18 protein-coding genes and 1 pseudogene are annotated in these 21349 nt (G+C 67.4%); 7 read left to right on the forward strand and 12 right to left on the reverse strand.

Annotation, left to right across the window (positions count from 1 at the left end; genetic code table 11):
- Positions 1-20: 20 nt before the first annotated feature.
- The 3 genes from B073_RS0127740 to B073_RS41310 all read right to left on the reverse strand — a co-directional run bounded on the left by B073_RS0127740 (position 21) and on the right by B073_RS41310 (position 2184).
- Entirely contained in the window at positions 21-1226 is a 1206-nt protein-coding gene (locus B073_RS0127740) for an IS110 family transposase (RefSeq protein WP_018541351.1), read from the reverse strand.
- Between the two features lie 347 nt (positions 1227-1573).
- On the reverse strand, positions 1574-1801 hold the full coding sequence (locus B073_RS41305) for a hypothetical protein (protein ID WP_018541353.1): 228 nt from the start codon (positions 1799-1801) through the stop codon (positions 1574-1576).
- Positions 1798-2184: a hypothetical protein gene (locus B073_RS41310; protein WP_018541354.1), complete on the reverse strand. Its 387-nt coding sequence runs from the start codon at positions 2182-2184 to the stop codon at positions 1798-1800. The genes B073_RS41305 and B073_RS41310 overlap by 4 nt, the downstream gene beginning before the upstream one ends.
- Positions 2185-2462: 278 nt before the next feature.
- Here B073_RS41310 and B073_RS41315 point away from each other — a divergent pair, with 278 nt between their 5' ends.
- Together B073_RS41315 and B073_RS41320 are read left to right on the forward strand one after the other, a co-directional pair.
- Complete coding sequence (locus B073_RS41315; protein ID WP_051094228.1) at positions 2463-3329, forward strand: terpene synthase family protein; 867 nt, start codon at positions 2463-2465, stop codon at positions 3327-3329.
- A 204-nt stretch (positions 3330-3533) separates the two neighbouring features.
- On the forward strand, positions 3534-4115 hold the full coding sequence (locus B073_RS41320) for a helix-turn-helix domain-containing protein (protein ID WP_234025179.1): 582 nt from the start codon (positions 3534-3536) through the stop codon (positions 4113-4115).
- A gap of 262 nt (positions 4116-4377) precedes the next feature.
- Here B073_RS41320 and B073_RS0127770 read toward each other — a convergent pair whose 3' ends face one another.
- The 5 genes from B073_RS0127770 to B073_RS0127790 all read right to left on the reverse strand — a co-directional run bounded on the left by B073_RS0127770 (position 4378) and on the right by B073_RS0127790 (position 9974).
- Positions 4378-6528, reverse strand: coding sequence for a hypothetical protein (locus B073_RS0127770; protein ID WP_018541355.1), 2151 nt, complete (start codon positions 6526-6528; stop codon positions 4378-4380).
- Positions 6529-6613: 85 nt separating this feature from the next.
- Complete coding sequence (locus tag B073_RS0127775; protein WP_018541356.1) at positions 6614-6988, reverse strand: hypothetical protein; 375 nt, start codon at positions 6986-6988, stop codon at positions 6614-6616.
- Positions 6985-8511: a PrsW family glutamic-type intramembrane protease gene (locus B073_RS0127780; protein ID WP_158690235.1), complete on the reverse strand. Its 1527-nt coding sequence runs from the start codon at positions 8509-8511 to the stop codon at positions 6985-6987. The genes B073_RS0127775 and B073_RS0127780 overlap by 4 nt, the downstream gene beginning before the upstream one ends.
- Positions 8512-8525: 14 nt before the next feature.
- Positions 8526-8933, reverse strand: a complete 408-nt coding sequence (locus tag B073_RS48235; RefSeq protein ID WP_086023844.1) for a PT domain-containing protein — start codon at positions 8931-8933, stop codon at positions 8526-8528.
- 54 nt (positions 8934-8987) lie between these two features.
- Complete coding sequence (locus tag B073_RS0127790; protein WP_078508211.1) at positions 8988-9974, reverse strand: alpha/beta hydrolase; 987 nt, start codon at positions 9972-9974, stop codon at positions 8988-8990.
- 876 nt (positions 9975-10850) lie between these two features.
- Here B073_RS0127790 and B073_RS44510 point away from each other — a divergent pair.
- Positions 10851-11651 carry a DnaB-like helicase N-terminal domain-containing protein gene (locus B073_RS44510; RefSeq protein WP_234025180.1) on the forward strand — a complete coding sequence of 267 codons (801 nt, stop codon included), beginning with the start codon at positions 10851-10853 and terminating at the stop codon, positions 11649-11651.
- A 63-nt stretch (positions 11652-11714) separates the two neighbouring features.
- Here B073_RS44510 and B073_RS41325 read toward each other — a convergent pair whose 3' ends face one another.
- Both B073_RS41325 and B073_RS0127810 read right to left on the reverse strand, forming a co-directional pair.
- The gene (locus tag B073_RS41325; RefSeq protein ID WP_018541360.1) at positions 11715-11897 is read right to left on the reverse strand and encodes a hypothetical protein; all 183 of its coding nucleotides are present in this window, start codon (positions 11895-11897) and stop codon (positions 11715-11717) included.
- 357 nt (positions 11898-12254) lie between these two features.
- Complete coding sequence (locus tag B073_RS0127810; protein ID WP_026247789.1) at positions 12255-12839, reverse strand: CGNR zinc finger domain-containing protein; 585 nt, start codon at positions 12837-12839, stop codon at positions 12255-12257.
- A 51-nt stretch (positions 12840-12890) separates the two neighbouring features.
- On the opposite strand from B073_RS0127810, the gene B073_RS0127815 reads away from it, so the two are divergent.
- The 4 genes from B073_RS0127815 (at position 12891) to B073_RS0127830 (ending at position 19610) form a co-directional block, all read left to right on the forward strand.
- The gene (locus B073_RS0127815) at positions 12891-14336 is read left to right on the forward strand and encodes an MFS transporter (RefSeq protein WP_026247790.1); all 1446 of its coding nucleotides are present in this window, start codon (positions 12891-12893) and stop codon (positions 14334-14336) included.
- A gap of 52 nt (positions 14337-14388) precedes the next feature.
- On the forward strand, positions 14389-15510 hold the full coding sequence (locus B073_RS0127820; RefSeq protein ID WP_018541363.1) for an epoxide hydrolase family protein: 1122 nt from the start codon (positions 14389-14391) through the stop codon (positions 15508-15510).
- 1290 nt (positions 15511-16800) lie between these two features.
- Entirely contained in the window at positions 16801-18564 is a 1764-nt protein-coding gene (gene ltrA / locus B073_RS0127825) for a group II intron reverse transcriptase/maturase (RefSeq protein WP_018541364.1), read from the forward strand.
- Positions 18565-19115: 551 nt separating this feature from the next.
- Positions 19116-19610, forward strand: a complete 495-nt coding sequence (locus B073_RS0127830) for a hypothetical protein (RefSeq protein ID WP_018541365.1) — start codon at positions 19116-19118, stop codon at positions 19608-19610.
- 353 nt (positions 19611-19963) lie between these two features.
- Here B073_RS0127830 and B073_RS0127835 read toward each other — a convergent pair.
- Positions 19964-20278 (reverse strand): annotated as a pseudogene (locus tag B073_RS0127835) (elongation factor Tu); the annotation flags it as partial.
- Between the two features lie 163 nt (positions 20279-20441).
- On the reverse strand, positions 20442-21101 hold the full coding sequence (locus B073_RS0127840; RefSeq protein WP_158690236.1) for a WbqC family protein: 660 nt from the start codon (positions 21099-21101) through the stop codon (positions 20442-20444).
- Between the last annotated feature and the right edge of the window lie 248 nt (positions 21102-21349).

The raw sequence follows: 21349 nt of genomic DNA on the forward strand, positions 1-21349 counted from the left end.
GAGGAATCTCAATGATTGTGTCAAGCCGCCTGCGTGACCGGTGGGGCGGAGGTGAAGAGCCTCTTGTCGCGCAGCATCGCCCAGAGGACGTCGACCCTGCGGCGGGCGAGTGCGAGCAGGGCCTGGGTGTGCAGCAGTCCTTCGGATCGTTTCTTGAGGTAGTAGTCGCGGGAGGGGCCTGGTCGCATCATTGCCGTCTGGGCGGCCATGTAGAAGATGTGCCGCAGGCGCCGGTTGTATCGCTTGGGCCGGTGGTAGTTGCCGGTGCGGCGGCCGGAGTCCCGGGCGACCGGGGCCAGGCCGGCGTGCGAGGCGAGGCGGCCCACGTCGCGGTAGCCGGAGAGGTCGCCGACGATGGCGACGAACTCGGCACCGAGGATGGGGCCCATACCGGGCATGGATTCGATGATCTCGGCGCGGTCATCGGCGCGGAAGGTCTCGCGGATCTCCCGGTCGTTGTCCTTGATCCTCGCGTCCAGGTCCAGGAGCTGGTGGGCGAGATCGCAGACCAGCTTCGCCGCCCGCTTCTCGCCGGGCAGGGCGATCTGCTGGGACTGAGCCGCCTCCACCGCCTTCGCGGCGACCGTGTCGGCGCCACGAACCTTGCGTCGTTCCAGCCAGGTCGTCAGCCGTTTCACACCGATTCGGCGCAGGGCGGCGGGCGTCTGGTACTCGGTCAGCATGACGACGGGGCCCTTGGCCGCGGAGTAGTCGAAGGCCCGCTCCAACGCTGGGCAGATACCCACCAGCAGGTCACGGAGCCGGTTGACGAGTCGGACCCGGTCGGCGATCAGGTCGGCACGGTAGTTCGTCAGCACCCGGAGGGTGGAGACCAGCTCCGGGGGTGTGTCCAAGGCCGCGAAGGCCTTCGGGCGCATGCGGGCCTGATCGGCGATGACCCTCGCGTCCTTGGCATCGGTCTTCCCCTCGCCCTGGTAAGCGCCGGACATGCGGTTGACCGTGCGGCCGGGAACGTAGACGACGTTCTCGTCGTGGGCGACCAGCAGGGCCAGCAGCAGCGTGGAGGCCCGGCCGGAGATGTCCACCGCCCACCGCACGTCGTCGGCCCGTTCGCGGGCGGTGCCGATGAGAGTGAGGATCTGGGCCTCGTCGTTGATCACCTTCGTCGAGAACAGCGTCTCGCCGTCGGCGTCGAGGGCCACCGCCCAGTGGTGCCCCTTACCGGCGTCGATGCCGACCCATATCCGCTCCTGCCGCGTGCTCAACCGCGTTGCTCCGTTCCACCGTGACCAACACTCCCGTGGTCCGTAGAACACTCCGCCGACAGGTCCCTAACCAGCGATGACCGCAGTTCTCAATCAGTGGTCGGAGCGTCCCGGAGGACCGGGCGGCCATTCCTCTCGAGCCCTCAAGGGCAACCCACCATCAGCCACACCCGGTCCTCCCGGACCGCCAACATTCTTAGGGACACCACCATGATCGAGGTCGTCGTCCCCACTGGCCCCAGCACCGAGTGCGGCATCGGCGACGAGCCGCCACGTTCCCGATCATGGGTAGCGCGTGATGTGTCGGGGACGGCTACGGCACGGTCGGGCGCATTCCGGCTGCCCCCTCAGGTGGAATTCTGTGGCGCCTCGACGACTCGTCCGTGCTCCCAGGCGGTGAGCACACGCTCTCGGCCGTCCGTCTCCTCGATGACGCGGATGAACACCTGCTCATCGGAACCGTAGACGCCGACCCAGTCTCGCCAAGTCCGGAGGGCGGTGGTGTCCGAGGTCCACTCCCCGGTGGCCTTCGGGCCGTTCGCGGTGAACTGGAGGACGGCGAGGTACTTGGTCACCGGGCTGGTTCCGTCTGCTCCGCTGTGCGCGGGGCGGGGAGTTCGCCGGCCTGGAGGCCCGCGAAGTCGGCGTGGGCCTGGGCGACGGCTTCGGGGTATGCCTCGCGCTTGGCGTGCTCGGCGAGCGCCCGGTAGATGCTGGCCACCGAGGGGTTCTGTCCCTTGGGCTTGCCGGTGGGGGTGATCAGGTCGGGCTGGATCTGCTCGACGGACTCGCCGTTCGCCCTCCGCCGGAGCACGGTGTGGAGCATGTCGTCGGTGATGACCGGCGGCCGGCCGCCGTGCTTGCCCTTGCGGGCCGCGGTGTCGAGCCCCTCCAGTGTCGACTCGCGGATGTTCATGCCGCCGCACGAGCCGTCACCCGCGGCTGGCAGGGTGAGCAACGAACAGCACACCAGCCGACAAGCAACCCGGACATGGTGCTCGATCTGCCCGGCCTACTCGCCGACCACCTGCGCATTCCTGCGAGGTCGAGCCTGAGACGGCGTCAAGGGCGTGGACATGTGCCGACTCCCGGCGGATCACCTTGGGGACACCACTGGTAAACACCGCCACAGGCCGGAGCGGCAGCCCGGCGATCGACGCTCTGACCTGCGGCGACCCCTTAGCGTTCAATCCTGGAGCGATACCGGCGGGACCCCATATCGATTGGATGCGCGGTATGGGCCTGCTAGCCGGTCCGGACGCCGAGGCAAAGTACCGGCTGTGGAGTCCGGCGGAGGTCGGGGCACGCTGGTTCTACCTGGCCCAACGTGATGACCTGGCCCTGGGATGTGATGTCTTCGGCTGGTTCTTCGCCTTCGACGACCAATTCGATGGACCGCTCGGCCAGCAGCCTGAGTCAGTGGCCGCCGTCATCGAGCGCACCGCCGCGTTGCTGGACGGGGAATCCGACGCGGCGGCCGTCAGCGGCCATCCGGTGACCGCAGCCTTCGGTGACCTGTGGAGACGGGAGCGTGCCGGGATGTCTCCGGCATGGTGTGAACGCGCCGTCCGGCACTGGAAGCAGTACCTGTACGCCCACGTCACCGAAGCAGCCAACCGCGTTCAGGGAGTCTGGCCGAGCACGCCGGACTGCCTGGACCTGCACTACCGCACGGGGTTCATGCCCCCACTGCTGGACCTGATCGAACGGGTCTGGCACAGCGAACTCCCCACGCCGGTCTACGACAGCCCCGAAATGCGCCTGATGCGCTACGTCACCAATCAGAACATCAACATCGTCAACGATGTTCTGTCACTCGACAAAGAAGAGGCTCAAGGTGATCAGCACAATCTCGTGCTCATCATCGAACACGAACAGCGGTGCATACGCCGCGAAGCCATCGACAAGGCCCGTCGTATGGTCGACGAGTGGACCCGCACCTTCAACCACACCGAGCCCGCCATCGCCGACGTGTGCGACCGGCTCACTATCCCAGTCACCGACCGTACCAACGTCTACGGCTGCATAGAGGGGATGCGCGCCGCGATGCAACTACGACTGGTGTGCGCGGACCGGCCGCTACGCGGCTCACCGTCCCAGTAGCGCGCCGCGGCAGCCAGTAGCAAGCCCATGGGCACCGCCGTCCCCCTGACAGTCACCGAGGGGGATTGGTGGAGGACGGCGACGTCGGCAGACCCTGCAACCTGCCCGATCCGCGCCCGCAACGACGTCTGAGCTCCATCGCGCGACAAGCGGGGCAGGCTGGGACTTGCCAGTGATCCACTTCGGCCGATCGGTTTGCCCGCCATGCCCGTCCGCACTGCCTGTCCGATAGCCCCGAGTGCCGCCGAGCGCGCGCGGTTGAAGAAGATGGCCTACGGCCACAAGACCGAGCACCGGCTGCGGGTGCGTGCGCAGGTAGTGCTGCACGCGGCCAGGGGGCGCTCCAACGCGCGTATCGCCCGGGAGACGGGGCTGCACCTGGACACCGTGCGCCGCTGGCGTGGCCGGTTCGCCCAGGCGGGCTTGCCTGGGCTCAAAGACCGTCAACGCTGCGGTCGTCCTGCCTCGTTCACACCGCTGCAGGCCGCCGAGGTCAAGGCGCTGGCCTGCCAGCTGCCCGCCGAGAGCGGAGTGCCGATCTCCCGCTGGTCGTGCCCGGAACTGGCCCGAGAGGCCATCCAGCGGGGCATCGCCACATTGGTATCGGCGTCCACCGTACGCCGTTGGCTGGCTCGGGACTCGCTCAAGCCCTGGCAGCACCGCTCCTGGATCTTCCTCACCGGCCCCGGCTTCCGGCCCAAGGCCGCCCGGGTGCTGGACCTGTACAACCCGTACCTGGCAGGGCGAACAGCTGGGCGAGGACGAGTACGTGATCAGCTCCGATGAGAAGACCTCTATCCAGGCCCGCTGAGTCAGACCCCGGACCGGGGAAAGCGCCCACCCATCCTCCCGCCCCTCACGACACGTGGACCCCCGTTGTTCAAACCCGACCGTCGAGCCGGGACCATTCGACAGCTGGCGCCCACTGATGACAGCCAGTGGACGGAACAAGGAGATGGTGACGACGCGTGCTGCGACCGGCCTGCGGACGTCGCACCCTCACGGTTGGCTGAGGGCCGCTCCGGACTGCGGGCTGCCGCGGGTGAGTTCAGGTGGTGGGATGGTTGCCGCGCCGCGGGCGGTTGCGGAAGCCGAACAGGAGGGCCCCGAGGGCCAGCAGAATCACCACCAGGAGCGGGCCGTTGCCGCCGGTCAGTCTCGTCGCGTCGTCCTTGAGCTGGTCCCAGAAGCCCTGTTCCGGTGTCTGGACCGAACCGCCCAGCCAGATCGAGCCGTCGGCCGCAGTCACCCGGCGGCCGACGGAGCCCTGCGCGGACTGGGCGAGCTGCGGGTACCGCTCGCGCATCGCCGCCTCGGTGACGCCGGTCAACCGCACGTTCGTGAGGTCCGCGCCGCCGAGCATGTAGCGGGTGATGCGCCTGACACCTCCCTCGTCCGTCTCGCGGGTGATGTCGAACTCCTTGTTGCGGTATGAGCGTACGTAGTCGTCGAAGACCTTCTTGGGACGCCAGTTGCCGTCGAGCTTGGCCGGTCCCAGGTCCTTGGAATCAATGATCTTGTCGAACGAGGTCCGGTGCCCCTGCTGGTGTCGCTCGCGCACCCACTGCGCGATGATCCTGGCCATGAAGGCGCGGCGCAGCGGCGCGTACTCCGGATCGGTGTTGACCGCCTTCACGATCTTCGGCAGGACAAGGGTTCGTTCCAGGTTTTCGTTGTGGGCGTTCGTGGCCGGATCAGCGTTGCACGGCTTGGAATAAGGGTCGTTGATGTGCTCCGACTTCGTCTTCACATCGAGCAGCGCGGTGAGGACATAGAGCGATCCGCCGTCCTCACGCACCTCGACCTTTCCGGGCACGATCCACATCCGGGAGGAGAAACAGAGCGAGCCGTCCGCAGACGGTTGAAGCTCCCGCCAGTACTGCCTTCCCGTCGCCGAGTCGGGGTGCAGGATCTTCGCCTCCGTGCGCTTCATCTGGAGGTCGGCCTCCAGCATGGCCCGGCCGGCGTTGGTCTGCCCCAGGGCGGAATCGACGATGCGATTCGGCTCGGTGGGATTGAGGTTGACCCAGAACTTGTTCGGGTCGAGCACCAACCAGGTCCGCAGGTCGGCGCCCGCGTCGCGCACCACCCGCATTCCCAGTTCGGTGTTCTGCTGGTACTCCTTGGACAGGGGCTGCGACGAATATGCGTACTGCACCCCGTCCGAGCCGTCGGAGAGATAACGCATCTCCAGCGTCGAAAAGTCCACGCCGCCGTAAGCGTTGGCGCCGGACGGCGTGGCCAGTAGTTGGTTGAGAGCGCCCGACTGCGCGCCACCGTCTTCGTCGCCACAAGGGCCGGCGGCGAGGGGCATGGCCATCGCCATGACGGGACGACTGTGGCGGCTTCCCAGCGCGGTGCAGGGTTTATTCTCGTTTCCCGAGGCCGGAAAGGCCGCTTCGGCCTGCTGTTTCTTTTTCTCCTCTTCGCGTTTGAGGTCTGCTTTGGTGATGCTGTTGACGCCGTTCACCCGGTTCGCCGACGCCTTCTGCTCCTGCTTGGTCTTGTAGCCCGTCGCCGACATGAAATTTTCCTCGGGTATGTCGCTCGTGAGCTTTTCGCAAGGACCACAGCGACCGCGGTCCGAGAATCCGGCGACACCCCTCTTCTCCAGTCTTTCGATCGCCTTATGCCCCAGGCCGAGGCTTCGGAGGACGGGATACAGAAACTTGTTGTAGATGATGGGTTCGGAGTGGTTCTTACGCGGATCATTGACGGCGGTGAACTTCAACAGCGGACCATTCAGCGGACCGGTCTTCTTCAAGTCCAGATTCTTCTCTATCCGGTCGAAGAGCGCCTCGTTGCCCTCACGCGTCAATAGAGTGCCGTACCCGATGTAGTAGCCCCCGCGAAAAGGCTCATCACCGAACTGCCGTATTATAGAACTCACGTGCGATGTCTGAAAGTTCGTCAGGTTGAACCAGACGACGGCCAGATTGCGGGTCCCGTCCCACATATTGAGTTTCCTGTGGTCTTCGTACCCGGCTCGCCCGATGGGGTCGTTCAGGAGCTTGCGAGCGATCTCCGTGAACTCGCCACCGGCTTCGGGTTCCGCGGACGGGCCGGTGGCGGTGGCACCCGATGCCACCGCCGAGGGAGCCGGCAGGCCCGCGATCAGGAGGCCGACGGCCAGTAAGGCGGCGCCCGCCCGGCCCAAGCGCCCGGCGAGGTTGCGGCGAACTGTTCCCATGGTGTCCACCTGTTCATGCTGAGTCCGGCTGTTCCTGCTCGGTCCGGCGCAGGCAGCCGGAACCGGATCCTTCGAAGCGTCTTGCCGACGGCCCTCAAGGTTCATTGCGGCCCGGGCCGGGCGCCGACGAGGTCACCCCCGCGGCGTCCAAGTAGCCGCTCAGGGCCGGGCTCGGGCCCGATTTCCCGCCCTCCGGGGGCGTACCAAAACCCTGCTCGACCCTCCGGTACGCGACCCAGCCCGCCGCGGCGAGAGCGCCGAGGGCGAGGACGGCAACCGCGCCGGCACCACCGAGGGAGGTGCCTGTGGAGCATGTCTTCGGGTGGCGCAGGTCGCGGATGTCCAACGACGGCTTGTAACCGATCCCGACCGTACAGGCAGAGGCTGCCTGTGGCGTCAGGAGCAACACCGCACCGGCGAGCGCGAGGGCACTCACGGCCCGGCGCAAGGCACTTCTGAGATCGTTCACGGGGTCACCTCCGGCTGCTGCCCGCCCTTCAGCCGCGCTATCCGGGCACGCAGCTCGTCCATCTGCTGAACGGCCGTCTGTAGATCCGCCCGTTCACCTGCGTGTTCGCCTGCCTGTCCACTTGCCTGCCCCTCCGCCTGCGAACCGCTCGCCGGAGCCGTCCGCACGTGCTGACTGGCCAGATCCAACTGGACTGAATGCAGGCGGTGCAGCGCGAGGGCCGCACGCCGGCCGTGCCAGCGCCAGGTGCCTGCCACCGCCCAGAGCCGGAGCACGGGCGAGACCAGGACTGGCACCTCCGCCTGGGTGATGGCCGAGCCCGCCGCCACCTCCTTCGCCACGGCCGCCTTCAGCGCAGGGGCGCGAGCGCGCAGTCCGCGGGCCAGGAGTACGACGGCAAGGGCGATGAACGGCAGCTGTGGGAGCAGCCACAGCGCGGGAGAGACGACCAGGACGTCGAGCGTGCTGCCGACGTCGACCTGATCCCGGAGCTGTCCGGACAGCCACCCCGACAGTATGTCGGCACCCGTGGTCGCGCCGATCGCCGCCACGACCGCAGCCGCCGCGACGAGCCCGCGCTGCCGCGCTCGGGCCGCGACACCGAGCCCGGCCCCCAACAGCGCACCACATGCCACCTGTCCGCCGAGCAGGCCGACCGACTGCCGGATCCAGTACGCGAAGCCGCCGCTGCTCCCGAGCATGTCGCCCAACGAGCCGTAGATCTTGATGTAGAGGATGCTTTCCACGAAGTTGAAGCCGAGCCCGACGGCGGCACCGAGGATCAGACCGCTGACGGCATCGGTGACGCGGTGCCGGAACAGCAGGAACAGCAGCACCACGCCGCCCGCGATGGCGAGAGCGTCAACGACACTGAGATGCGCGAGCAGCAGGTCGATGCTGCGGAACTGGTTGTGGGCGAACCGGCTGATGTCGGTGAGGGAGGACTGGCCCAGGTAGCCGAAGATGGTGCCGAACGCGAGCCCGCTGTAGGCACGGCCAAGCCCGAACACGATCAATGCGCCCCAGCCGAACGCGGCCAGCAGCGCGGCCAGCGGCACCCGGGCGAACCGCACTCCGCCGCGGAGCAGTAGCAGGACACAGACCGTACTGGGCACACAGGCGAGCGTCACCGGTACGTACTCGATCACGACGACCAGCGAGAGCAATCCGAACGGCAACAGCAGGCACCCCAGCGTCAGCCAGGTCAACACGACCGGACGCCGGTCGGATCGACGCGTGGTGACGGCGGCGACGATCTGGAGGACCACCCCCGCCGCGATGCCCGCCAGGAGACACCAGAAGACGGCGCGTGGCATGGACAGCAGCCGGTCGAGCGAGTCCGCGAACCCGGGCATCTTGTCGAGGCCGGACGGCGCCTTGTAGAAGATCGACAAGGATGGTTCGCCGGGCATCACACGAGGGCGGGTCAGGTTCAACAACAACTCGACCAGATACAGAACGAGGGCGATCCGGGCGATCAACAGTGCCCTGGTGTGGGCCAGTTGGTCATTACGGATCGGCAAGGAAGCAAGGCTTCTCACGAGCCACCTCCCGTCAGACCGGTCGGCAGCGGCGGCAGACTCGGGAAGTTCGTGGGCAGGCCGGTCGGGAAGCCTGTGGGCAAATCAGTCGGCAGGTCCGTGGGCAGGCCGGTCGGCAACCCCGTGGGGAAGTTGGTCGGCATGTCCGTGGGTAGCGAGCCGGGGGCCGTCGGGAGGGAGGGGAGTTTCGGCATCTGCGGAAGCTTCAGCTCGTTGGAGCCACTGAGGTCAACCACCAGCGATGCGACCAGCAGTACCGCACCGCAGAGCCCGCCCGTCAGGACGAGCCGGGCTTGGGCCCGGCCGGAACCGTCACCCTCCCGGCCGGGGCCGTCATCCTCCCGACCGGTTCCGATACCCGCCGGCTCCGGCTGTGACGCGCCAGATGTATCCGCGCTGTCCACGCCTATGCGCCCCCTCTGAGGGAAGTTCTCACCAGAACAACTCCGGGATTCTGCCTACGCCTGACGGAGCCGGGCGACGATGCCGTCGAGGTCGCGGATCATCATCCCGGGCCGGATCTCATGGCCGCCGGGCTCCTCGTACCACTCGTACGGGATACCGGCGTTGTCGAGGAGACCGCGGAACTCCCGCTGCCCGCGGAGCACCTGGGTCTCGTTGCCCCAGCCGAACGGGTCGGTCGGGGCAGGGCTGGTACCGGCGACCAGGAAGATCCGTTTGCCGCGGTAGCTCTCGATGTGCTCGACCGGGTTGTCGGCGCTGACCTTGGTCTCGTCCCAGGGCTCGCCGTAGATCGTGCCGCCGCCGAGGTCCTTGACCGCCGCGGAGACGTTGGCCCAATGGGCCACTGCGCCCAGGTCGCGGCGCAGGCTGGGCGGGCCGGAGTGGGCGCTCACCGAGGCGAAGCGGTCGGGGTACTTGGCCGCGTACTTCAGTGCGCCGAAGCCGCCCATCGAGAACCCGGCGACGGCACGGCCGTCGAACTCGGCGTACGTCCGGAAGTTCGCCTCGACCCACGGAATCATCTGGTCGATGTGGAACGTCTCCCAGTTGCGGGGGCCGGTGTTGGAGTTGACGGGATTGGAGTACCAGCCCGCCTGTCCGCCATCGGGCATCACGACGATGATCGGCTTGCCGGCGGTCCAGCCGCGGATGTCCGCGGGCGCACTGTCGAAAGTCCGGAAGTCCTGCAGGCCGCCGTGGAGGAGGTAGAGGACGGGGTAGGTGCGGCCGCTGGTGTGGTAGTCGTCGGGCAGCAGGACGTTGACGGCCGGGTTCCAGCCGATCGCGTCGGTCTGGAACCGGTAGTACCACATGCGGGGATCGCTCTCATTGCGTTCCGTGACGCTCAGCCCGGGGACATCGCCGGCCGCAGTGGCCGTCGACGCCGTCGCAAGGACGCTCGCGCCGCCAAGAGCCACCCCCGCGGAGATTCCGCCGACGGCTTTCAGGAGACTCCTGCGGGTGGCGCGGTGCTCACTCAACTTGTCCTCCAGTTCGGGGCGTTCACCGTTTGCTCTGGCTTCCCTGCGACTGCGCTTCCCGGAGGATCACGGCAGATCCGGAGGTTTCCGGCGATCACCAGCGGTTCGTACGCGGGTCGCGGTGCTGTCTTGCCAACTCTTGCGGGAGGCGTTGAAATGCCGATGAAATCTCGATGATGCCGACAACGGCGCAGGCGGCAGAACGAGCGGCACGACGGGCAGTGAAATGGGCGGCGGGGACGGCCGGGAGCGGTGGCTTCGGGATGGGCGGGCAATCTCCTCGACGGCTGAGGCACTGGCCCTGTTCCGGGGCAAGCCCCTGGCCGGCATCCGGGGGTGCGACGGAGCACGCTCCCTGGCCTCGGGCACATCCGCGCCCGTGAAGGCTACGGCCCTCGTCTGCCGCATAACATCCCTGCCCTCGGCCACCGCACCCGCATCGTCACCGCTGCCCTTCCTATGCCGTCGAGGGCAGCGAGCCGGAGCAAAGCAAGACCGCGTCGAACACCACGCGCCAGGCTCACCCCGGAACGCAGAAACCCCCGCCGGAGCGAGCCGACAGGGGTTCCTCACCGCTCACTTGCTCTCACACGCGTCTCACCAACACCGTCGATGCAGCTGGACCACAAGGCCCCCACCTGCGCAAACGACCCCGATCTAGACCACGTGGACGCCAGAAGACGCTTCCGACAACCTGTGCCATGTTGTACCCAGGGCGGCACCCAGAACCAGGACTGGGGCGCCTTCTGGCCCGTCAGCGCGGTACTGGAGGGTGCGCGTCGGTGTCTCACTCACGCCCTGCACAGTCTCACATCTCACCTCCACGCCCTCATCCAGGTCTGCCCCTGGCCCCGGCACGCGCCGACGTACACGCGAATGATCCGAGCCGATCACGCTCGCCGCACACTGCTCACGCACGCCGAACGCCTCGCCCAGACCGCCACCGACACCACCCTGCCCAACCCGGCCACCAGCACCCTGGCCCAGGCCGACACGCTCGGACAGTTCCTGGACACGCTCACCGCACAGTTCACCCCGCACCCCGGCTCCCTGCCGCACACCTTGGTGCCGGACAACTCCGCGGGGCACAGCAGCGAGGAAGCCCTCGACGAGGAACGAGTCCTCCTCGCCACTGCCACCGCGCACCCGGCAGAGCTGAAGAACATGCGCTGGCTGCAGCCCGACGACTTCACGCTGACTCTGCACGCCACGCTGTGGCAGTGCATGACCGCCCTGGTCCACAGCGGGGAGCCCGTGGACCCGGTCACCGTGCTCTGGGAAGCACCGCGGACTCCTCACCGACGGCCTCGACCCCGGCGACCTCATCGCTCTGGTCTCCGCCCCCGCCGGCTCACCCGAATACTGGGGACAGCGAGTCCTTCAACGCGCGCTACCGGCCCGCGCATTCGGCGCCGGCACACGAATCGCCGCCTACGCCCAAGACCCGGCCAACACGCCGCACCAGCTGATCACCGGCAGCCGCCGCGCCCTGGCCGACCTCACCACCCTGCGAAACCGCTGGCAACGCAGCACCACCCCTGCGCCGCCGGCACCCCGCGCACCGCACGGCCCGGCCCTCTCCCGCGCCGGCCCGCCACCACAAGCCACCGCGGCCCGCGCACGAGCACTCCGATGAACCCGCCCCTCCGGCCGGCCCCACGTCGGCCGGAGCCATAAAAAGAGATTGCCGCACCCTGGGGCATCGCCGCTGCAAGGGACCGGGCACCGACGTCGCACTCCTCACAGCCGGTCAACGACCACATGCCCGTCTCTCCACTCGGCGAGAACCTGCTCACCCTCGCTGGTGTCCTCGACAACACGAATACTGACCTCTTCGAGGCTGCCGTAAAGGCCGATCCAGCCCCGCCAGGCAAATGCGTTCGGGAGAAGTTCGGGCCCGAGTTGGAGGAGAAGCTGCCGCACCGCACCACGTTGGCGAAGGTGTGGAAGGAGTGGTTCGGCCCAGACAGCACCCGGCAGCGTTACGTGCGCTCGGCCGCGGCGGTGGAGCCCGGCGGTTCGCCGGTGATCGTCTCCCGGCCGGGACAGGTGGTGGTGCTCGACACGCGCGGAGAGCACGTGCCTTGTCGGACTGATATCAGGCTCGCACTGCGTCCTGGACGATCGGAACGGAGATCTTGCGGTCTCGGGCCTGCATTGCGGCTTTCGCGGCGATGTAGATCGCATCACGAGGAACGCCCTCGGAGGCCCGAACGAGTTCGTCGAAGGCGGGCTCGGACGAAACCCCGGAGCCGGCCTGGCAGGGTCAGGTGCCGGCGCTCAACGCGGGCTGCGCCGGCTCCGGTAGGCCGCGACGCTGGCCCGGTGTGAGCAGGTTCGGGTGCAGTACTGCTTCGAGCCGTTGCGTGAGAGGTCCACGAAAGTGGCCCGGCAGGTCGGCCCGGCACATACGCCGAGACGGGCGGGACCGAGCGTGGCGATCACGGAGGCCAGTGCGCTGAGCGTAGTCGCGGCAAGGTGCGCCGAGCGGCGGTCGGTGTCGGAGGTCACCTCGGTCCACCAGCGGTCGTCCTCGTGGCGCAGTACCGGGGTGGCGCGGCTGCGACGCAGACCGTCGTTGATCAGAGCCGCTGCTTCGACCGGGTCCGTGTTCGCCCGTTCGAGCACCTCACGCACTGTCTCGCGCAACGCGCGGACTTCCGCCAGGTCGGCGCGGGTGAGATGCCGCGGACCGGCCCCTTGGTTCGCGGCCGAACTCGGAGGCTCAGCCGCGGGATGGTCGTCAAGGAAGTCCCGGAGCTGCTGCACGGTCTCAAGCGCGTCCTCTCCCTTGATCGGCCTCAAGGTGTTGGCCAGGTCGACGGCCGTCTGGACCACCAATGGGCTGTAATACGCATCCCGCATTTGACGTGTCTCCTCACTGCTCCGTAACGTTACACGCAAAGGAGCTTTTGCATGTCACAACATACCCGGCAGGGAGCGACGCCGCAGACGATCCCGTCTGGAGAGGCACCGGCACCGGAGCGAACCGACGCCCCGGACGGGCGTCGGCTGGGGCTGACTTTGGGGATGCTGGTGCTGCCGATGTACGTGGCACTGGGAGCGCCGTCGGTGGCCCTGCCGGCCATCGGCCGCGCACTCGCGGTGCCGTTCGGGACCACCGCATGGATTCTCGCCGCGTGGTCGCTGACCTCCGCGCTCGCGATGCCGGTCACGGGTCGGCTACTGGTCCGCTGGAGCCCCTTCCAGGTCCTCGTCGCCGGGGTCGTGGCGCTCGCCGCGGGCTCCGCGCTCGCCGGAGCCGGGCCGACACTGTCCGTCGTGATCGTCGGCCGACTGATCGGCGGCGCCGGGGCGGGCGCGACCGTGATCGCCGTCTTTGCCGCAGCCACCGCCCTTCCCGGGCGGCAACGGATCCGCGCCCTGGGAATCATCGCGGCCGCCAGCGCGACGGCGTCGGGGTGCGGGACGCTGTTGGGCGGGGCGGTGACCGCATGGCTCGGGTGGCGTGCCGTGCTCGCGATCCCGGTCCTCGCCTTGCCCCTCCTGCTGGCCGCATTGCCAAGTAGGCGCGCGCTGACGTGGAGCGGTAGCGGCGAGCGAAACGGCTCGACCGGGCGACTCGATATCTGCGGCGCGGCGGTACTGTCGGGACTCGCCGGCTCCTTGATCACGTTGCTGCAGGCACACTCGGTCGGCCTGCCCGCTCCGGTCACGCTCGTCGTGGCTGCCGCCGGGGCACTCGCCGCCGTGGGACTGTGGTGGCGCGTGCGAAGCACGCCCGACGGGTTCGTGCCTCGGCGGGTGATCGCATCCCGCGGCTTCCTGGCGGCCGGGCTCATCGGCGGGACCGTCTTCGCCGGCTACTACGGGGTGCTGTTCCGCGCCCCGTCCCTGATCGAGCAGGCCACGGGCGGTGGCCCCTTGGAAGCCGGCGTGCTCTTAGTCCCGGCCGCCGCCTGCTCGGTGCTGGCCGGGCGGCTGGTCGGCACCTTGACCGACCGGTTCACCGGCTGGCAGGTGTCGGCCGGGCTTGCGGCACTCACCGTCGTCGGCGTGCTCGTGGTCGCGATCTCCACCGGGCCGATCCCGATCGTCATCGGCACGGCGTTGACCGTGTGCGGGTTCGCCGGCGCCCAAGCCGTACTGGTGAGCCTCGCGCCGGACCTGGTCGCCGCGGACGACCGCCACACCGCACAGGGCCTGCTCAACTTCATGAACGCCCTGGGTGGCGGGATCGGTCCGGCCGTTGTCGCAGGTCTGTCCGGCATCGTGCCGGCGCCGATGGCCCTCGCCGTGCTCGCGGCACTCCCCCTGGCCGGACTCGTCCTCAGCCTGACCCGCTGCCCTACCGCCGACCACCGCCCCGAACCCGACGCCACGCATGGGAGCCCGCGCTGACGGTCCACCTGCCTCTGATCCGATAGCGCCTTGACCAGCAAGGAGCCTTGCCATGTCCGCCGAGCCATTCGAGGTCAGCATCACCGAAGCCGAGATCGCGGACCTGCGTGAACGATTGCGACGGACACGGTGGCCCGAGCGCGAGCCGGTGGACGACTGGTCTCAGGGGCTGCCGCTGGCGTATACGCAGGAGCTGTGCCGCAGCTGGGCCGAGGACTACGACTTCGGGTTCGCCGAGCGGCTGAACGTGTTCCCGCAGTACCGCGACACCATCGACGGGCTGGGCATCCACTTCCTGCACGTCCGCTCGCCGGAGCCGGACGCGTTCCCGCTCGTGCTCACACACGGGTGGCCGGGTTCGGTGCTCGAATTCCTAGACGTCCTCGGCCCGCTGACCGACCCGCGCACGCACGGCGGTGACCCGGCGGACGCGTTCCACGTGGTCGCGCCGTCATTGCCCGGGTACGGCTGGAGCGACAAGCCATCGACGACCGGGTGGGGCATCACTCGCACCGCGCGCGCCTGGGACACGTTGATGGTCTCGCTGGGTTACGAACGGTACGGCGCGCAGGGCGGTGACTGGGGTTCGGCGGTGTCCGGGGTGCTGGGCGAGGTGGCGCCCGAGCGGGTCGCCGGCGTGCACCTGAACCTGGGATCCGTGGCGGCGGGCACGTTCGACGACCCGACGCCCGCGGAGCTGGCGAATCTCAAGGCCGAGAAGGAGATGCAGCGCACCGGCCGGGGGTACTCGGCGATCCAGGCGACCCGGCCGCAGACGCTCGGCTACGGCCTCACCGACTCCCCGGCGGGGCAGGCCACCTGGATCGCCGAGAAGTTCTGGGCGTGGACGGACAACGACGGCCATCCCGAGGACGCGTTGTCGCGGCAGACGATCCTCGACGAGATCTCGGTCTATTGGTTCACCGCGTCGGCCACGTCGTCGGCGCGCCTGTACTGGGAGAGCTTCGCCAACTTCCGGGACAAGGTGACCGCGCCATCCGGGCTGTCGGTCTACCCGCGCGACATAACCCGCCCGTCGAGGCGGGAGGCCGAGCTGCGGTTCACCGACCTGCGCTGGTTCGAGGAGCTGCCGCATGGTGGCCACTTCGCCGCGCTGGAGCAGCCGGAGTCGCTGGTCAAGCAGGTGCGCGGGTTCTTCCGCCTGTTCCGCTGACTGTCCGTGTCACCCCCTGGGAAGCCCGCGCCCACGGACGCACCTCGCTGCTTCGGCCGTCGCCTGGGCGCTGACGACGAGCGGGGAGGTCATCTACGCCCCCACCACCACCTCCTGGCCCCCGAGGCAGATCGGGGAGATCAGCGTCGAAGCTCAACGACAAGCACGGGGACGGAGCCGCCGCGGGGCGGCGCCCTACCGGCTGTTGAGGATGGTGCTGAGCGAATACAGCGACGAACTCTCCACCCGCATCGACACGCTCGCAAGAGTCCCCGACTGGCGGGGCGCACGACATGGCCGTTGACACATGTATCGGTCGATCGATGAGCAAGATCAAAAATGGTCAGATATGAACGTGCCTCTGGCGGTCGGGCTTGGGTACGCGGGTGAGGGCCGTCTCCCTTGCTGGGTGCGAAGGAGACGGCCCTCACCAACCTCAGGCCGGGCCACTGCCGTCCGGCGTCCTCGCCGCGACCGGGTCGTCTCCCTACTCGAAGAGCGGCCTACCGTGCCGGAGCCTTCTCGGCGACGTCGACCTCGGTAGCGTGTTCGCCCCACATGAGCATGGCGAGGGAAGCAGGAACCAAGAGGCTCAACTGGCCAAGTACAACGCTCAGTGTGCGACACGAAAGTCGCTCCAGGTAAGTAAGGACAGCCACGTGAAGGAGGTATCGATCGGCTGAACTTCGGGCCAGTGTCCAGGGTCCGTCCCCGCGCTCCCATGCGTCGCTGGTAACGGCGGGGTGTGAAGCGGAGCGTTCAAGCCCAAGAGCGTCCCGGCCATCGGGGTGCAACAGGTGAGGGGAAGGCTGGACGGGCGAACGCAAGTGAACCCTCGATGATGCCTCGTGACTTTAAGACCGCGTCGATGGCGTGATGGCGGCGGTCACAGGACCCGGTGCTGAAAGGCGCCAAGCGACCTCCGGGTAACTGAGCCCGGAGGGAGGACACCGCTGGTCCCGGGGTAGAGGGGGCGCCCACCCCAGCCGCGTCTTACTGGTGCGGAACGTGGAAACCCCGACGGGGTCCAAGCCTCGGCTTGGTAGGCCGACCGCAAGGAAGGCTGAAGTCCCCGGCGGGAGAAGGAAGATCCAAGAAGCGAAGGCCAGCGGGCCGAAAGGCCAGAGGAAACCGGGAGATCGGGACCTTCACCCACTCTCGCATAACTCGCCGGATACGGGCCCGAGTTGGCCTGGCCCGAAAGGGCGCCCACGTGGATCAGGTGAGCCTTTGAAGTCACCACTGCAAGGAAGCCGGAACCGAGGGACAAGTTAGACACCGGAGGCGAACATGGAGATCACGGCACCTGTCGTGATGCCCAAGCCTGCGGTGAACGGACCCGAGGACGACTTACTCGACTGGCACGGCATCGACTGGGCCATCTGCGAGGAGAACGTACGGCGGCTGAGGCAGAGGATCTTCAAGGCAACGCAGGACGGGGACCTCAAGAAGGTCCGCAACTTGCAGAAGCTCATGCTACGAAGCCGCAGCAACACGCTCGTCAGCGTGAAGCGGGTGACGCAACAGAGCAGTGGTCGCATGACCGCTGGCATCGACGGGGAACGGGCCCTCACGCCGAAGGCGAGAGGTGCCTTGGCGGCCGAGATCCATCGGTCGTCGACGCCCTGGAAGGCCAGGCCGGTCAAGCGAGTGTTCATCCCCAAGAGCAACGGGAAACAGCGACCTCTTGGCATCCCGGTCATCCGTGACCGGGTTCTCCAGGCCCGCGTGAAGAACGCGCTGGAGCCCGAGTGGGAAGCGCGGTTCGAGCCGAGGTCGTATGGCTTCCGGCCCGGCCGCAGCTGCCAGGACGCGATCCAAGCGATCTTCTGGACGGTGAAGGGCAAGAACCCGAAGCGTCTGTGGGTCCTGGACGCGGACCTGTCGGCGGCATTCGACCGTATCGACCACAACCACCTCATGACCATGCTCGGCCAGTTCCCCGCCAGGGACCTGATCGCGGGATGGCTGAAGGCGGGCGTGATCGACCGCGGCCGGTTCGCACCGACCGAGGAGGGAACTCCTCAAGGCGGTGTGATCAGCCCTTTGTTGCTCAATGTTGCTCTGCACGGACTAGAACAGGCCGCAGGGTGTCAATACACGGTGCGGGCCGGGCGTGAGCCTGGCGCGATGCCGGGCACTCCGGTGCTGGTGAGGTATGCCGATGACTTCGTCGTGCTCTGTCACGACGAGGAACAGGTACACCAGGTCAGCGCCCGTCTGGAGGACTGGCTAGCGCCGAGGGGCCTTCGCTTCAACGAGGAGAAGACCAAGGTCGTCCACCTCGATGAGGGGTTCGACTTCCTCGGCTTTACCGTCCGCCGGAAGGGCCAGAAGAAACTGATCATCACTCCGAGCACAGCGGCCTGCAAGAGGCTCCGGGCGCGACTGCGGACCGAGGTGAGAGCCCTGCATGGGGCTAATGCCGAGGCCGTGTTGCGCAGACTGATCCCGATCGTTCGCGGTTGGGCGGCTTACTACCGGGCGGTGGCGTCCACGACGACGTTCTCGTCGCTGGATCACTACATGTGGCGGCTGACCTTCAAATGGGCCAGGCGTCGTCACCGCAACAAGTCGAGGTACTGGGTCGTGGACCGGTACTTCGGCAGGTTCCACCCGTCCCGGCGCGACCGGTGGGTGTTCGGCGACCGCGACAGCGGCGCCTTCCTCATCAAGTTCGCCTGGACCGGCATTGTCCGCCACCAGCTCGTCAAGGGGGGAGCGTCTCCGGACGATCCTGCGCTGGCCGAGTACTGGCGGAATCGCCGCCGCAGGAAAGCGCCGCCGCCGATGGACAAGACGAGTCTTCTCCTGGCGGTCAGGCAGCAAGGGCTCTGTCCTCTCTGCAAGCAGGCGCTGATCGTCGGAGCCGAGTACGAGCCGGACAGCCCACGTGAGTGGATCAACTGGTTCGCGGCCTCGAAGAAGATGCTCCACAAGCATCACTTCATCTACCGACGGGACGGCGGCACGGACGAGCGGAACAATCTTCGCCTCGTGCACTCCGAATGCCACCGCCAGCATCATGCTGGCGACGGCGAACGGGCCACATGACCCTGCTGACCTGCGAAGCCCCTCGGGGCTTGCTTGAGCCGGATGCGCTGAAAGGTGCACGTCCGGTTCTGAGGGGGCCGGGGATCAGCAATGGTCTCCGGCTACCCGACCACATGCGGTCATGTGACTGAAGCATTGCAGTTGACCGGTGAGCGTTGTACTTGGCCAGTTGAGCGCGACGAGTAGCGCAACCTGCTTTGAGCGGCCACGTCGGTTTGCAAATCGCTCACTCGCCAATTGATCAAGGTCGACTGAGCGCGCGAATGACCTGGCTGAGCGAAGAGGGTGCTTTCACCTTGTTTCCAGCTGAACGCGCCCCGCACGGTTCGTCGTTGGCTCCTGCCATCACCCACCTCGTCCGGGTGAACTGTTGCCCATGCCTTGCGAGGCTTGAGGCCGGACTAGGACGATCAGATTTTGACGGCACACCCACGTTCTCCCCACCGGAAACGACGGTGCGACGAAGTGCGTTGCCGTTCAGCCGCCCTCCGTCTTACTAGGAGAGTCCGATGTCCGTACGTTCTCGTCGTGCCACACGTGCCCTCGTATCGATGCTCGCCACTGCCCCGCTGTTCGCCGCACTGCCGAGCACGGCCCTGGCAAGCGCCCCGAGCATGCATACGGAGAACGCGGGGCAGTCCTGCGGAGGTAATCGGGACGCCTACCTTGGGACGTACCGCGGAACCGTCAAGGAATCGACCCGAACCGAGAGCCACACGCACAAAATCATCGTCCAGTTCTCCAAGGACCGTCGTACCAACTACTGGGCGACTGCCACCGTGAACGACAAATTCAGGGACCGCAGCGCCTATCGCCTCAATCTGGGTAAGAACCCCGCACAGGTCGAGTTCAACGCCATCGTCGCGCCCCCCAACGCGACGCCCCCGGACAAGTATCGCGAATCCTTCCGCTTGGCAGCCGTAGACTGCCCCGCCACCAGCGCTGTCCCAAGGCGCCTGGTGCGTAATGGCAGCATCGAACGCCCCACGTTCCCGGGTGTCACGGCCAAGAAGGTCCACCAGGTGGTGGAACTCCGCAGGCTCTGAACCGGTGTGCGCCGGGGCGGCGGACGTCCCACCGCCGCCGCCTCGGACGTTATCCGGGCACTCCGGGACCTGCTGCCGGCCCCGGGCGCCCGATCGCCCAGCTGTTGGCTTCTCCTGTCCCACTCTTCTCGCACGCTCAACTGACCAACGACGCTCAGTCACGGGTCATTGTGACTGAGCGCGCGAGTTGGCCTGTGAGTCTCTGAATTGGCCGGGCTGAGCGTAATGGCTGGCCCATAGATGAGCGTTGCATTTGGCCGATGAGTGCCTGAGCGGGCGGAGCGGCGTGTCCCGATCGCGGTAACCGATGCCCGCCCGCTCCGTGACCTGTGCGTCTCAGTCGATGACTTTGGCTACGACTCGACTCCGACGCCGACGGTCTTGCCGGCCTCGCGGATGGCGAAGCGCACACCCGCGTCCATGGCGATGGGGTGGATCAGGGTGACCGACATCTGGATGTTGTCGCCGGGCACGGCCTGCTCGATGTCTGCGGGCAGTTCGATGCTTCCGGTGACGTCGGTGGTACGGAAGTAGAACTGGGGGCAGTATCCCGTGACGAAGGGGGTGGGCCGGCCGCCTTCGTCCTTGCTCAGGAAGTAGACCTCCGCCTCGAACTTGGTGTGCGGGGTAATCGTGCCGGGCTTGGCGAGGACCTGCCCCCGTTCGATGACGCGCGTAGCGCGGTGTTGCTGTCTACATGACTCATGGCAGCGCATCCGTAGGGCGTACTGTACGCGAAACTCTCGACGACGGTTGAACCCTGGTTCGGGCTCAACTTCCGTGAGTCAGAACCAAATTCAAGAATCCTCATCAATGCGGGTGTGGACCGCGTCAATGGCTATTCAGCAGTATCCTTCGCGCCCGGACCGAGCCCAATTCCGCCAGGACATGGACAATCGAGGGGTTGGCCAGCCCACGTCGGGTGACAGGGGCACTCCAGGACTGGACCTCCACGGTCACGCCAGCGTCGGCGAACCGCGCGGGATCCAGATACGCGGCGCCGGGCGCGCCCGTCACGTAGGTGGTCCCGCCCACTTCCTGGACCAGCCGCAGCACCAACTCGCCCTTGGTGCCCTTGGCCGACAGCTGTGAGGCGCGCACGACGGGACGGTTCTCGCCGAGCAGGGACAGCGTAGCCTCGAACGTGCGCCGGCAAACGGCCTCGATCGTGCTGGCCGGCGGCCCGTAGACGTTCTCCAGATACGGCACCATAGCCCGCCAGTGCGGACGCTTGCCGTAGCAGCTCTGCAGCGTCTTACGGTGCTTGGTCCACCCGTCGCCAAGTTCCACCTCGCGCCAGGACACCTCGCGTGGCCCCCGGGCGGGCAACCGCAGCACGACAGGGCGCCCGTCCGGGGTCTCGACGAGCGTGCGGTCCTCCCATTTGGCCGAGGAACGTGCGAACTTGACGCTGTCCAGCCAGACGAAGAGATCGGCGGACAATACCCGATTCCACACATGGGCCCTTGCCCAGTAGGTGGGTTGGAGCATGGCCACCCTCATACCCGACACCCGCCCTCGACAAGGTGCAGCATCCGGAATGCCTCTGCATACGGCACCCCGACCGTGCTGCCTCCCAGCCTTGCCCATACCTCCACGACGTCGGGTGCGACGACAGTCCGCCCAGCCTGCGAGCGTCGACAACGCTTCACTGCCTTGACCTTCCTCGGGTGCTCATCGGAGATGTCAACGTAGTAGTTCAGCTGTGCTCATGGCCGTCGTGTCCCCAGGCAGATCCT

This window comes from Streptomyces sp. MspMP-M5, assembly GCF_000373585.1.
Lineage (GTDB): Bacteria > Actinomycetota > Actinomycetes > Streptomycetales > Streptomycetaceae > Streptomyces.

Bases quoted from the DNA above. Each gene is read 5' to 3' on its own strand.
- B073_RS41320 (WP_234025179.1), top strand. From the start codon at position 3,534: ATGCCCGTCCGCACTGCCTGTCCGATAGCCCCGAGTGCCGCCGAGCGC.
- B073_RS0127820 (WP_018541363.1), top strand. From the start codon at position 14,389: ATGTCCGCCGAGCCATTCGAGGTCAGCATCACCGAAGCCGAGATCGCG.
- B073_RS0127830 (WP_018541365.1), top strand. From the start codon at position 19,116: ATGCTCGCCACTGCCCCGCTGTTCGCCGCACTGCCGAGCACGGCCCTG.
- B073_RS0127815 (WP_026247790.1), top strand. From the start codon at position 12,891: ATGTCACAACATACCCGGCAGGGAGCGACGCCGCAGACGATCCCGTCT.
- ltrA (WP_018541364.1), top strand. From the start codon at position 16,801: ATGGAGATCACGGCACCTGTCGTGATGCCCAAGCCTGCGGTGAACGGA.
- B073_RS0127840 (WP_158690236.1), bottom strand. From the start codon at position 21,101: ATGCTCCAACCCACCTACTGGGCAAGGGCCCATGTGTGGAATCGGGTA.
- B073_RS41315 (WP_051094228.1), top strand. From the start codon at position 2,463: ATGGGCCTGCTAGCCGGTCCGGACGCCGAGGCAAAGTACCGGCTGTGG.
- B073_RS0127810 (WP_026247789.1), bottom strand. From the start codon at position 12,839: ATGCGGGATGCGTATTACAGCCCATTGGTGGTCCAGACGGCCGTCGAC.
- B073_RS44510 (WP_234025180.1), top strand. From the start codon at position 10,851: ATGATCCGAGCCGATCACGCTCGCCGCACACTGCTCACGCACGCCGAA.